Source organism: Allorhodopirellula heiligendammensis (assembly GCF_007860105.1).
In the GTDB taxonomy this organism is placed as follows: Bacteria; Planctomycetota; Planctomycetia; order Pirellulales; family Pirellulaceae; genus Rhodopirellula; species Rhodopirellula heiligendammensis.
Map to the genome: position 1 here is coordinate 397,965 of NZ_SJPU01000002.1, position 13,007 is coordinate 410,971.

Consider the following 13,007-nt stretch of genomic DNA (forward strand, 5'->3'; position numbering starts at 1 on the left):
GGCAACCGCACACGAGATTCCAGAGCCTTGCGGCCCTTCGCCCCACCAAATGGACATGAAAGACAAAAGTAAGTTGGCTGGAATCGACGTCGTTCCAGCTCGAGGGAACGCGAAATGCTAGAAAACCGATGGGTTTTACACAACCCCAACGCATTTCGAAAAATGAGACGAGCCCCCAGGCTGCTGCTGAGACGCAAAAGTTCGAGAAAGCCTCAAAAACCCAGTTGATCCGAAAGCAGCCGCTCGGTCTCAGTGCGGTGGTACATCGCGTGAATCAGATCGATGTCCTCCTGTCGCTGCTTCGTCTTTCGGCGAGCGAACATGCGAGCCTGAGTGCTCACCATCACTTCGGGGGGCAACAGCGAGGTTTGGCCAAACAGCCGAGCATAATTGACGTAGCTGGGCACATTTCCCGTGACGAACCCGTACATCATGCTGCACACGCCGATCACCTTGCCTGTGAAGATGCCCGTGTTGATAGCGCTTTTTGAGTAATCTCCCATGATACAACCGAGGAACTGCATCCCGGTGGCAATTTTCTCTTCACCATATTGGATATTGATTTTGCCATAGGTGTTTTTTAGGTCGCTGTTGCACGTTCCGGCCCCGAGATTGATCCAGCTACCGAGATAGCTGTGGCCGAGAAAACCGTGGTGCTGCTTGTTAGTGAATGGCTCGATCACAGACGCCTCGACCTCTCCACCTATCTTAGCGGTGTGCCCCAACGAGACACCATCTTTGATGGAGGAGTGCTCGATCACACGTGTGTTGGCGCCTGCATACATGGGACCTTCGAGATAACAAAATGGGCCGACCTGGACGTTATCATCGAGAACAATCGCCCCGCCGGCTGTCTGGATCGATTCGTACTCACCGAGGGAGACCCCTGCGCCGACAAACACGCCATCTTCGAGTTGGCTGTAGTTCCCCACGGAAATTCGATATTCGATCGATCCACTGATGCATTTCATGTGCGCCGAGACAACGTCGTGCGGCCATCTTAATTCATGGAGCCGCAGTGACGAACGACTGGCTGTCGTTGCCGCATGCCGGCACAGGGCGGCGTAGGCAGGGGTGGGGGCGCTCTCACGCGACGCTTTTCGACGTCCTCCCTCCAGCTTCATTGCCGCGTCGACTTGTTCCGCCACGACTTTGGCTGCGCGTCCAAGCGACTTAGCAACCTCGGCGGCGGGCAACCACGCAGCCAGCACCACGCCGGCGCTGGTGGGTTCTGCGTCTCCATCCGGTTCCATTTCAGTCTCACCGCCGTCACCGGAGGACATGATGACTGCGAATCGCTGCTCGTGGACCAGCTGACGGAGGCTCTGCAGGTTGCCGACGGACGGCACCAAACGTGCATTGACCAACAACACATCGGAAATGTCGGCTGCCGACGGATCCGGAGATACAATCGAATGTGGCACGAGGTCCAGCCCGTAGTCAGCGACCTGGATCGCCTGCAGGTAGCTGCGGACGTCACCGACTATCCTAGCATCGTTGCTCTGGCGTTGCAGCTCATGGAGCCAGTCCACCAAGCGATAGCCAGCACAGGTGATCGCATACGCCGGTCGGGCGTGGATGATAGGAGCCAGCTTCTCAACACGTTCGTCTTCAAAACAGTAAATCAGCATGGGGCTATTTCGGACGGGGTAGACGGGTTTGCAAAAGTCGATCGCCCAGCAGTTTAACGCGGTGAACCGAATCTGTGTTAACCGCGCATCGTTTGACGTCGCTGGGCGAGCGGGTCTGCAAGAACTCTGTTTCAGCGTACTGTCGGGTCACCAACAGCAGACCATGAGCACACGTTAGGCCCAATGCGTTGACTTACCTAGCGTGACCCAAGACAGCTACCCCTCTCGCTGCGATAGCCATAGCTCAATCGCTTTGCGGTTGGACGGGAACGCCATGTTCCCCAGGATATCAGCACCGGGAACGCACCAGCGATACTCGCACAGCTCACTGGGAGCGAGGATAACGGGTTGAGTCGATTTCACGCGGCACAGATAGAATAGGTCCAGCACATCGGCGGTCGCCCCGGTATGCGTATAACGATTCGGACCGGTCGTGAGTAGCTCCGACTGCACCAGGGTCAGCTGAGTTTCCTCGAGCACCTCCCGCCGGAGTGCTTGTTCGGCGGTCTCACCTTGGTCAACGAAACCGCCGGGCAAACCCCATTGATGCATGCCGGGATCCCGTGCCCGGCGTACCAGTAACAACCGGCCTTCCTCATCCAAAATCAATGCACCGACGGCTGCGACTGGACCAAAATAAATTGCCAGGCCGCAGCTACCACAGCGGAACGGGATCGATCCCGGCGTGAGGTTGGGCGCCGCGCAGCGGGGGCAGAAAGCAAACGCATCTTCGATTCGCTGAGCCGGTGGACCGGCAGCAGGGGGCAGGTCCATTAACCTTCCTCGGTCGCGGCTTCCGATCGGGCGATCGAGCTGGCTTGAAATTGGGCGGCGCGAAGCATGCCAGCCGCCTGGCAGGTTTGGCCGAGTCGGTGCAGTTCATCAACGGAGTTAATAATCCCCAGACCGAGCGATTCAACGTCGGAATCCTCGAGCTCACTATGCAGGAACACGCGGTTACTTTCGATGAGTTGGCCCAGCTTCCGCGCCCAAGCTCGGTCCGTACTCCAATCGGCGAAGTCATTCGCAGAGGCGGAACTGGAATCATGCTCGATGATCCCATCGCGAGTCTCTTCGTGAGAATCATCACACCCGATTCCATCGGAATCAGCGTCGTTCCTGCGATCGCTCAGTTCTTGCTGCCACATGGGGCTGGGCCGTTCTCGCAACTGCGACCAAACCACGATGGCCGCGTCACCCTCGGTGTGACCGCTGGCGGCGACGGCGGCGCGTGCGACGTTGGACCAAGTCTGAACATTGGCATCGCCGTCGAGCGCGGCAACGACCATCTCTGCCTGTGGGCAGGTTTCATTCCGACCGCTGCCATCTTGCTCGTCGGCATGAAGTGTATCGAGCTCGGCGCGAATGGCTTCGGGCGTGCCTGTCAGAATACGCGCGACGCTACCTGCGGCGTCTGACGATACCATCATCAGCAACTGCACCCCAAGGAGCCAACTGACCTCTTCGGCCATCCTTTCTGAATCGGCGATGGAAACGGTAGTTTGATAACGCTGCATCGTCGATGCGTCCGCGAAGATGGGGAACACAGCGGCTTTGTCAGCCCGATCGGCCGCGTCGCGGGCGCGTGCGGCAACAATTGGGATCGTGAAATCTGCATCCACCAAGTCTCTCGCGAGGTAGATTGCTTCGGCGTCTGCGTCGGCCGCCACATACCTCATTTCGCGTCGATCACGTGGGCAATGTCGCATCACTGAGATGAGAGCGTCCCCGCCCGGAGCAGAGCCAGATTCGATATCTTCGGGTGCCACGTTTTGGAATCTCTGGGTCAACGACTGGTAGCATGTATCGGACGCCTCCGCCCAGAGGACGATGCTGACCCGCCCCGCTTCGCAAGACTTCAACAGGTCCAACACACCCGCGATGACCTCGGCGACACGCGGCACGTTTGGGTCGACCGCCAAGGCCACATGGTCGCCCGCTAAGATTGCATCGCCGATGGCTGGGTAATCAAGTGGTGTTTGCAAAGAGATCTCGGCTAAACGCCGGGTCGCCTCGAACGAGTCATCCCGAGGCGAACTGCGATGTTGGATCGGGCCGGTGATCGCAATGGGGCACAATTCCCATGGCTCCCCCGCAACAGCGTGCCGATAATCCTCCGCGGCGACGACAGGCAACGAGATCTTTGGCTCTGGTGAACTCATTTCTTGCCCTTGGGTTGGTCCTTGCTGGCAATCTTCGCCCACGTGTCTCGCAAGCCGACGATGCGGTTGAACACCAACGCCTCGGGGCGCGAGTCAGTGTCGACGATGTAGTACCCGAGCCGTTCAAACTGCACGCGGTCGCCCACGGCCGCCGTCGCCAATTCCGGCTCGACCATTGCAGTGGTCACCGAGAGAGAATCAGGATTGAGATAATCAAGGAAGGTTTTGCCTTCGGCGGTGCTGTCTGGATTTTCAGCCGTGAACAGACGGTCGTAGTTCCGCACCGTGACCTCCGCGGCATGGCCGCAGCTGACCCAGTGAATCGTGCCTTTGACCTTGCGTCCCGACGTATCTTGACCACTCTTCGTTTGGGGATCGTAGGTACATAGAATTTCAGTGATCGTGCCATCGGCATCTTTAACGACGTCGTGACAGTCAACGATGTAACCCGCCCGCAGTCGAACGGCGCCGCCCTTCTTCAGGCGGAAGAATTTCTTGGGGGCGTCTTCTTGGAAATCCTCTCGCTCGATCCATAGGCTGCCCGAGAACGGAATTTCGCGGCTGCCCGCTGACTCGTCACCAGGGTTATTGACTGCGGACATCATCTCGACCGCAGAGTCGTTCTCATCCCAGTTCGTGATCGTGAGTTTGACCGGATCGAGCACGGCCATCCGCCGCGGCGCGACCTCGTTGAGATGTTCACGCACTGCGTTTTCGAGTCTCACCACGTCGATCGTGCTATTGAACTTGGCTACCCCGATATCAGCACAAAATGCCCGGATCGACTCCGGAGTATACCCCCGCCGGCGCAAGCCAACCAATGTCGGCATCCGTGGATCATCCCATCCGGAAACGTGTTTGTCTCGCACAAGCTGCAGCAGTTTACGTTTGCTCATCACGGTGTAAGTGATGTTCAACCGGGCGAACTCGATCTGGCGAGGATGATGAATCTCAAGTTTGTCGCAGTACCAATCGTACAGCGGTCGGTGGTGCTCGAATTCGAGCGTGCAGATCGAGAACGTGATTTTCTCGATCGAGTCGCTTTGGCCGTGAGCCCAGTCATACATCGGATAGATGCACCAGGCGTCGCCGGTACGGTGGTGGCTGACATTGGCGATGCGGTACATGACCGGGTCGCGCAAGTTAATATTGGGTGCCGCCATGTCGATTTTTGCACGCAGCGTTTTCTCGCCATCTTTAAACTCACCCGCTTTCATCCGCCGCAGCAAATCCAGATTTTCCTCTGGCGTATTGCTGCGTCCGGGGCTGTCCCGCCCCGGCTCGGTTAGTGTGCCGCGGTACTCACGGGTTTGCTCCGCAGTCAAATCGCATACGTAGGCATTACCATCGAGGACGAGTTTTTCTGCCCACGCGTAGAGTTGGTCGAAATAATCGCTTGCAAAGTGCAGATTATCCCACTCAAAGCCCAACCACCGGACATCGTCTTGGATCGAATCGACGTATTCGGTGTCCTCTTTGATCGGGTTGGTATCGTCAAAGCGAAGGTTGCAGGTGCCACCAAATTCCTGGGCCAAACCGAAATTCAGGCAAATTGATTTCGCGTGTCCAATGTGCAGATACCCGTTCGGTTCCGGTGGGAATCGCGTACATACGGAATCGAACCGTCCCGCCGCGAGATCCGCGTCAATCGCTTGGCGTATAAAATGTCGCCGTGCAGTTCCAGGGTTGTTGCTAGATTCATCACCGCCGTTGTCGTCGGCGGGGTTCACATCGTCGGTACGAAAATTTGCGGTCACGGCGGAGGTCAGCAGGTGAATCGGGAACAAGTCAAATGAAGTGCTTCAGATTGTGACCGCTTGGAGCCGATTCGGATAGGTTCCTAGCTGGACAGCTCCACATTGTTGGGATGACAACGTAATTCGTCCATCCAAATTATCCGTTTTGGCGTTAACGGCCTGCTATTTAGCAGCTGTCGCAGTGCAACGGAGCACATCCTAACCAGAAATGCCAGCAGGGCATGAGATCGACTGCGTCGCTTGCGCGTCGGGTAAGAAATTCAAGCCAAAGGAGCGATGCCCAGCTAGAAATCAGCCCCGATCACTTCGTGTGAGGCACGCGTGCCGAGCGCCCCCCATACACCGTAGGGGCTGGTCGAGCCAGCCACCGTTGGACTATTGGCGCCGCCACTGAGCAGATCGCAGTACACGCAGGGCACACTGGGGTCCCCGGCGTCGATCGACTCCGTAATGAATTTCACGGCCCCGTCAGCCATCAGCACATGCACGCCGCCAGGATGACGGCTGCTCGGTGGGGCGACACCGTAGGTATCCGAACTTCCGACTAAACAAAGATGCGAGTTCGGTCCTCGAATCGTATTGAACTGCGACTGCAGCGTATGGAAGGCGGCCCAGCGGAAACCACGCTGCGAAACCGGAGCGTATGTCGTCACCACGGACAAGTCCCAAAACCCAGGGCGGTTGGGAGCAAAGAAACCGAGGTCGCGGCACTGGTTTGGGTTATCAGCCACGGACTGGGCCGCACTTTTGCCACCACTGGCTTTGGATGGGGCACTCGTCCCGATAGTCCGATTACTGCCATCACTCAGCCCCGTCATGACCTCGCCCAACGCAATTGTGTTGGAGAGCCCGTCCAAGCAATCTCGAAACCGCGTTGAGTATCTGGGCACAAACAAACCACGCATCCCGCAGCGGACACGATTCATCGCGTGTCGATCGGATTGATAGAGCCAGCGGCCGCCCGTTGAGGGCCCCGTCCACACCGTCGCACCGTTTTCAGCATCGTAAAAACTGTCACCCGTGCAGGCGGCATAATTCGTTCGCCCGAGAGCTGGCAAACCCACACCTGGGTCACTCGGGCAGCGGAGTGTTGGGATCTCGGTCAACCATGGCGGATACTTCAGCACCAAGGGTCGTGGACCGAACGCCGGCCACCGATCACCATCGGACTCGATCATCGGATTGCTGATCTTTTGCCACAGGCTTTGCTGCTCCAGAAACGGCAGCAGACCCACGAGATACGATAACTCCAGTCGCGTGAAACCGGTGCCATTATTATTGTCCGCGGCTGAAGTGAGTCGCGATCGCTCGTTGGTCGGCCCGGTCCCGTGCATGGGAAGTTGGCGGTACGCGGCATGGTAGTTATGCAGGGACAGTCCCAGTTGTTTGACTTGGTTGCTGCAACTCATCCGCCGGGCTGCTTCGCGAGCCGATTGGACAGCCGGCAGTAGCAAACCAACTAGCACTCCGATGATCGCGATCACAACTAACAACTCAACCAGTGTGAAGGCATCGGGGCGACGGCGTGCGGCACTCATCGCCCGCGTTCCTCATGCTCTGCCTCGGACGCTTCGTCTTCAGCACGAATCTGAGCCTCCACATCTTCGTAACTCAATTCGTCCGTCTCCCCGACGACGCCGCCACGGTGACCGCATCCCGTGCTGGCGGAAAAAAACGATGCGACGACGACCAGCGACGCAATCACCAACAGAACTCGATCGGTTAATAACTTGTTCACCTTTCAATCCCAAAAGCGAGGTTGCAACCCTCTCTTTGTAGGGGACACCGCACACCCGAGCAAGGAAAATCCGAGTGAAATTATTCGAACACGATCGTACGTTCAGCTGCAGATTTTGCTAGCAAATCACCGCAGTGCCTCTCGCAGTACTGGCCGATGCCGCCTATTGGTCAGAATCTGCAATGATTAAGGGTGAACGACAGAACCTCTCGACAATGATCATAAGACGCGGCTCCTGCACTCTTAAAATTGCCGGTGCATCTTGACGCTGGCGAATTTCAAACACGACCACTGATTTGGCGAATGGTGAATTCGCTTGAACGCAATACTGACCAATAGGGGACGTGATGTCGACGAACGACTGGCTGTCAATTCGAGAATCGATTGACAGTCGATTCCGCAGTGCCGGGCTCGCTCGGCCTTTCATGAAGTCTGCGAAGGAGGCTAGCCTGATTGTTGATCTCGGCAGCGGCACCGGGGCGAATTTCCGTTATTTGTCGAACTTCGATCACTCGACAGCACAATGGCTGGGGATCGACCGTGATCGTGAACTCCTGGGGATAGCTAGAAACCGGCTCCCGAGGGAACGGATCCAATTGCTGGAAGGTGATCTGGCTAAAGAGTTTGGATGGATTCCAATCCACGAGAAGATCGCAATCACGGCGTCAGCCTTTTTGGATATCACGTCCATGGATTGGCTTCAACAGTTTGCCGACCGCGGGTCTCGATCTCCAATTCTGATTTCCATGACGGCGGCGGGGGGGCCGATCTGGGCCCCAGCTGATGACTTCGATGTGGCGATCGAGTTGTGCTTGGAATCGCACCGGGCTAGCGACCACGGATTTGGTCCCGCAGTCGGTGCGAATGCATCGAACTTTTTAGCGCAGGAACTCACTGCTCGTGGCTGTGACGTCACTCTCGCCACCACCGATTGGTGCTTGCAGGCCCGCGATGCCGAGATCATTCAAACGCTCATCGACGGGGTTTGTCGCCGCGCGTCGTCGACTCTCCCAGAGGAGCAAATTGAGCGCTGGATGCGATTACGATACGACCAAAATCGGCATGGATGCTTGCACGTGACCGTTCCGCATCTTGACCTGCTGTCCTTGCCCGGCACGCTGAAGCCCTAACAGGTCGGACAGCTCATGCCTCTTTACGGGTTCATTAGAAGTTTCGCTGCGGTGATCCCTGGTATGCGGGACTTGCGCGTTTCCTCTCCAAACCCAGTGTCGTCCAACATAGCCGGACGCACCTGGAATTTCCGCTCCCCGCTGCACGAAACCGGCGACTCAAGTCGATCGATGCCTTCCGGTTAACGGTTCGACGCTGGCCTGAATCTGGTCGATACAGTGGCGGAGAGTCTTTGCCAGAGCTGGATGTTCCATTTTCGCATCAACCAGTAATGTGGCAACCGGTTGCCCTCGTTGCACCGGAGTTCCGTCGACAGGGACGTCGGCTAACCGCAGTCGGGGAGACATTCCTGAGTCGCTCGGATACTCCGCGGCACGGTGCCAATCGCGGGCGAGCTTCGACAGATGTATTCGTCCGGTGGCACGACTGTATACAATTCGTTTGACATGGGTGGAGGAAGGTTCAGATGGGGCTATCGCGCCGGCATTTGTGCTTGGCCGCGAGCCATCACCTCGCGCCAACACAGCGGAGAGATGCCATTGCATGAGCGAATCGGTGACGAGGCCTTGTCGGTTGTGCTGCCGCGCTCGTTCGAGCACTTCGCAAGAGGCGCTGGGCCGCTCATTGATTTCGAGCAACCACCATTGGTTTTGCCGGTCTTGGATCCAGTCGAGATTGAACAGCCCTCGAAGTCCACGACGCTCTGCCGCCTGTTCGCAGATCAATTGCATGGCTGACCATGGAACGACGTTTGTGGGACGAAGAGTACGGGATCCGGCATAGACGAAGGGCAAGCGACCGCAGCGGTGGTACATCGAACGCGTCACGCCCAGGAGCGATACTCCTCGATCTTCCGCTAGCGCTACCAGCCCCACCGGTCGACCGGGGATCCAACGCTGTAGGAACGCATTGTCCGGTATTTTCCGATTGGACGCAGGGTATTGGAACTGAATCCCCAGCCCACCGGTCGACGCCACCTCTTTGACGAGCCAGCGGCCAGTTTCGCGCCGGCGGCGTCGATCCGTCGCCGCAATGGTCTCGGGTACCCGAAATCCTGCGTTCCTAGCGAGGACGGCGAGCTCGTCATGGGTGAGAGCATTTTGCTCACAGGAGTTGGACTGCGCCGTCCTGAGCCCACCCCCCCAGACGACCGTGGCCCCTTCCTGCGTCGCGAACCGAGCCACGGAATCACTGAGCTGGCGTGGATCGTCCTGTTCGGCGGAAGTGATTCGTTGGAATCGAGTGCAGGCAGCGCGAGCGTCAAGATCCCCAAACAAGTCCATCCCGAGCACGCGGTAGCCGCCTGCGGCAGCAGACTGGGCCGCCCACCGGACCGAAGCTCCAACCAGTAAAATGCTGGGCAAATCATCGTTTCGGGGGGCGGTTGGCGAGACCTGGTTGGCGAGGCCTGCCGGGTTTGTTACCGTTTCGCTCTGCAAGACCCACCCACCGTTCGATTGGGATTCCACGTGTGGGGCAAGGACCTCGGGTTCCCCACCGGTCGTTTCCCAAAAAACTCTTTTAATTTGAGGCATCCTGTCATGCATTTTCACATTGGTGAAGCCCTGGTCGGCGACGGTAACGAAGTCGCCCACATCGACCTGATGATCGGTAGCAAGAACGGTCCTGTCGGAACCGCCTTCGCCAACGCTCTGGCCAACCAGAGCGAAGGTCACACGAACCTGTTGGCCGTGCTCGAGCCCAACGTCGCCGTCAAGCCTTCCACCGTCATGATCACCAAGGTGACGATCAAGGGCATGAAGCAAGCCGTGCAAATGTTCGGCCCTGCTCAGGCCGCTGTCGCTCAAGCAGTCGCCGACGCGGTTAGCCAAGGCGTCATTCCTAAAGATGCCGCTGAAGATCTCGTTTGCGTTTGCGGCGTGTTCATTCACCCCGCCGCCGAAGACGACGAAAAGATCTACAAGTACAACTACGAAGCCACGCTTGAGTCGATCAAGAGCGCGATGGGCAGCAAGCCGAGTGTCGACGACATGTTGGCCAAGAAGGACAGTGCCAAGCACCCCTTCCGCGGTTTCTAGTATCCCGTCGATTGAGTTGGCAACGGCCCTCCGCAACTCCGAACCAAGTGCCGCAAGACGCCACGCTACTCTGAACCGAGTGCTGGGAGGCACCGGGCTAGCCGGTTTACGTGTCTCGGCTAACTAGATCATTTAGCCATCCATCAAACCGATGGTTTCATTCTTTGAGATTTCAACCTCTCTCGATTAACTCGAGGGAGGTTTTTTTATACAGGCAGATCCGCTGATGTCAAAAAAGATCCTTCTGCAGTTGGACGTCGATTCCCATCCAAGTTCGTTTGACTCGGTCGTCGCGGTTGACGCGGGTGTTGACCATCTTTTCCGATATCCCAACGTCGAGGCTTCCGGCGTCGAGTCGCTCGTTCACGGGGCGATGTTTACTCGGGGCGGAGACGATTTGGCCAATACGGCGATCTTCATCGGCGGCAACGATGTGCGGGCTGCGGAGGAGCTATTCGCTGCGGTGCAAAGTGCATTCTTTGGCCCCGTCCGAGTTTCAGTGATGCTCGACGCGTCAGGATGCAATACCACCGCTGCCGCCGCGGTGGCGTCGCTGACCAAACATGTCTCGCTAGCGGAATCCACCAGCGTTGTGCTCGGCGGAACCGGGCCGGTTGGCCGCCGCGTCGCCCATCTGCTCGCTCGGCAAGGAGCACATGTAATCCTGGCGAGTCGCTCGCTCGATCGCGCGGAAACGGCCTGTCGTGAAATCGCATCAACTCTCGGCAGTTCGTCGGCGGGAAAACCGCGCCTGGAAGCGGCCGCGCCCGAAACGCCGGAGGCCAAAATGCAAGTCCTTAGCCGCGCTGATACGATCGTCGCCTGTGGTGCCGCCGGGGTCGAACTGCTGTCCAGCAGCGAGCTGAACGCACTGGAAAATCTCCGCGTCGCCATTGATCTCAATGCCGTGCCACCGGCGGGCATTGGCGGCATCGAAGCCTTCGACAAAGCCAAGCGGTTGCGAGGGGACGACGAACACTCGCCACTCGTCTACGGACCCATCGGCGTGGGCGGGCTGAAAATGCGGACACACAAGGCAGCCATCGCTCAACTTTTCCAAACCAATGACGCCGTCCTCGACGCTGATCAGATCTACGAACTGACCCTGGAACAACTCTCCTGATCGCGGCTCATTGTCTTCAGTTGTGCACGCGGCGATGCTTCGCTGACACGCGCCTCCCGACAGGATGAAACTGACGGCCCATCCTATGAATCACATCGCCCTATCGATCACATCGCCGAACCGGCCCGCCAGCTCTGTTCCGCGTCTTGGTGAATCTCGCGAGTTGACTTGCCACTGAGGTTGGCCAAGCGGCGAGCGTCAGCGTCTTCGAGCGAGAAACGCTGAGCACCGTTCGGCAGCGTGACGACCTTGCCCCGTGCCAATCCATAGCTGGTGGTAATTTCAACCGCTTTTCTGGCGAGTTTCGAGCGATCGAGGACTTGCCGGCGGACACCGATCGTAGAGGTATGCTCGAACAACAAATTCTGCATCACGGGGGCATCCGCTTCATGGCACAACACCGAGATGATGCATGCCAAACGGCCTTTTTTCATCACACATGGTGTCTGCCAAGCGTCCAGGGCACCCGCGGCGATCAACCTTTCGGCCACGTCGGCTAACTGTTCAGCGGTCGCATCGTCGACATTCGTTTCCAGCAGCGTAACCTGATCCGTCTCGATATGCTCAGCTCCCGCTTCGCGAGCATGCGTTTGGCCCAGGGTTAACCTCAACACGTTAGCCTGCCCCGGCAGATCGCGAGTTCCGGCGCCATAGCCAACCCGCATTGGGATCATTGCGGAGGGAGGTCCGAACGAGCTGGCAAGCGTTTTGATGATCGCGGCACCGGTGGGTGTGGTCAATTCGGATTCAATCTCACTGAACGCCAGCGGGATGCCGGTGAGTATCTCAGCCGTCGCCGGCGCGGGGATTGCGACGCGGCCGTGATCGATGACGATCGAACCAGTGCCGGTGGGGATCAGCGAAGACGTGACTTGGTCAACATGCAGCGAGTCAATCGCGATTGAGACCCCCACGATGTCAGCAATGGAATCGACGGCGCCGACTTCGTGGAAGTGCACTTTTTTCAGGTCGCAGCCATGTACTTTCGCCTCGGCCTCGCCAATGCAGCGAAAAATCTGTATCGCGAGTGTTTTAGCGGATTCCGAAATCCCGCCGGCCGCTGCGATCATATCCTCGATATGATGCAGGTGGCGGTGAGCGTGCTGTTCGGGATGCTCGACGCGGATGTATGTCGCTCGAAATCCGCATTTCCGGACCTCATCGACGTGCAGTTTCAAATCCGCCACATTGAGCGATGCCAAGCCGTCGCGAATGAGTTGCGGTGACACCCCGATGTCGATTAGAGCCGCCAGGGTCATATCACCACTGATGCCGCTGAGGCAATCAAAATGTAAATTGGTTTTCATGAGAGAGAGTACACCAAATCGGCGGCCGCAACGGAATGCCGCGGCCCCATGAATCTTGCCGGAAAAGAAACGCAACGTCTCCATTGGCTTCACATTCGAGTCGCCCTCTGGACCGCTCC

11 protein-coding genes are annotated in these 13,007 nt (G+C 57.9%); 3 read left to right on the forward strand and 8 right to left on the reverse strand.

What is annotated here, in order from left to right; all coding sequences use genetic code 11:
- Window positions 1-212: 212 nt before the first annotated feature.
- The 6 genes from Poly21_RS11810 to Poly21_RS11835 all read right to left on the reverse strand — a co-directional run bounded on the left by Poly21_RS11810 (window position 213) and on the right by Poly21_RS11835 (window position 7,288).
- Window positions 213-1,631 (reverse strand): putative sugar nucleotidyl transferase, encoded by a 1,419-nt coding sequence (locus Poly21_RS11810; RefSeq protein WP_146407243.1) that lies wholly within the window; start codon window positions 1,629-1,631, stop codon window positions 213-215.
- A gap of 216 nt (window positions 1,632-1,847) precedes the next feature.
- The gene (locus Poly21_RS11815) at window positions 1,848-2,405 is read right to left on the reverse strand and encodes an NUDIX hydrolase (RefSeq protein WP_146407244.1); all 558 of its coding nucleotides are present in this window, start codon (window positions 2,403-2,405) and stop codon (window positions 1,848-1,850) included.
- Window positions 2,405-3,793 carry a transcriptional regulator gene (locus Poly21_RS11820; protein WP_146407245.1) on the reverse strand — a complete coding sequence of 463 codons (1,389 nt, stop codon included), beginning with the start codon at window positions 3,791-3,793 and terminating at the stop codon, window positions 2,405-2,407. The genes Poly21_RS11815 and Poly21_RS11820 overlap by 1 nt, the downstream gene beginning before the upstream one ends.
- Window positions 3,790-5,580, reverse strand: a complete 1,791-nt coding sequence (locus Poly21_RS11825; RefSeq protein ID WP_302118741.1) for a glutamine--tRNA ligase/YqeY domain fusion protein — start codon at window positions 5,578-5,580, stop codon at window positions 3,790-3,792. The genes Poly21_RS11820 and Poly21_RS11825 overlap by 4 nt, the downstream gene beginning before the upstream one ends.
- Before the next feature lie 254 nt (window positions 5,581-5,834).
- The gene (locus Poly21_RS11830) at window positions 5,835-7,088 is read right to left on the reverse strand and encodes a DUF1559 domain-containing protein (RefSeq protein ID WP_146407246.1); all 1,254 of its coding nucleotides are present in this window, start codon (window positions 7,086-7,088) and stop codon (window positions 5,835-5,837) included.
- The gene (locus Poly21_RS11835; RefSeq protein WP_146407247.1) at window positions 7,085-7,288 is read right to left on the reverse strand and encodes a hypothetical protein; all 204 of its coding nucleotides are present in this window, start codon (window positions 7,286-7,288) and stop codon (window positions 7,085-7,087) included. Before Poly21_RS11835 ends, Poly21_RS11830 begins: the two co-directional genes overlap by 4 nt.
- Window positions 7,289-7,635: 347 nt before the next feature.
- Here Poly21_RS11835 and Poly21_RS11840 point away from each other — a divergent pair, with 347 nt between their 5' ends.
- Window positions 7,636-8,418 (forward strand): class I SAM-dependent methyltransferase, encoded by a 783-nt coding sequence (locus Poly21_RS11840; RefSeq protein WP_146407248.1) that lies wholly within the window; start codon window positions 7,636-7,638, stop codon window positions 8,416-8,418.
- Window positions 8,419-8,577: 159 nt separating this feature from the next.
- On the opposite strand, the gene Poly21_RS11845 is transcribed toward Poly21_RS11840, so the two are convergent.
- A complete protein-coding gene (locus Poly21_RS11845) occupies window positions 8,578-9,954 on the reverse strand; it encodes an ATP-grasp domain-containing protein (RefSeq protein WP_302118742.1) in 1,377 nt (458 codons plus the stop codon).
- Window positions 9,955-9,960: 6 nt separating this feature from the next.
- Between Poly21_RS11845 and fae the strand changes: the two genes are divergently transcribed.
- Both fae and Poly21_RS11855 read left to right on the forward strand, forming a co-directional pair.
- Entirely contained in the window at window positions 9,961-10,458 is a 498-nt protein-coding gene (gene fae / locus Poly21_RS11850) for a formaldehyde-activating enzyme (protein ID WP_146407250.1), read from the forward strand.
- Between the two features lie 226 nt (window positions 10,459-10,684).
- Entirely contained in the window at window positions 10,685-11,581 is an 897-nt protein-coding gene (locus Poly21_RS11855; protein ID WP_146407251.1) for an NADP-dependent methylenetetrahydromethanopterin/methylenetetrahydrofolate dehydrogenase, read from the forward strand.
- A 107-nt stretch (window positions 11,582-11,688) separates the two neighbouring features.
- Here the strand turns inward: Poly21_RS11855 and larC are convergent, their stop codons facing one another.
- Window positions 11,689-12,888: a nickel pincer cofactor biosynthesis protein LarC gene (gene larC, locus Poly21_RS11860; RefSeq protein WP_146407252.1), complete on the reverse strand. Its 1,200-nt coding sequence runs from the start codon at window positions 12,886-12,888 to the stop codon at window positions 11,689-11,691.
- Between the last annotated feature and the right edge of the window lie 119 nt (window positions 12,889-13,007).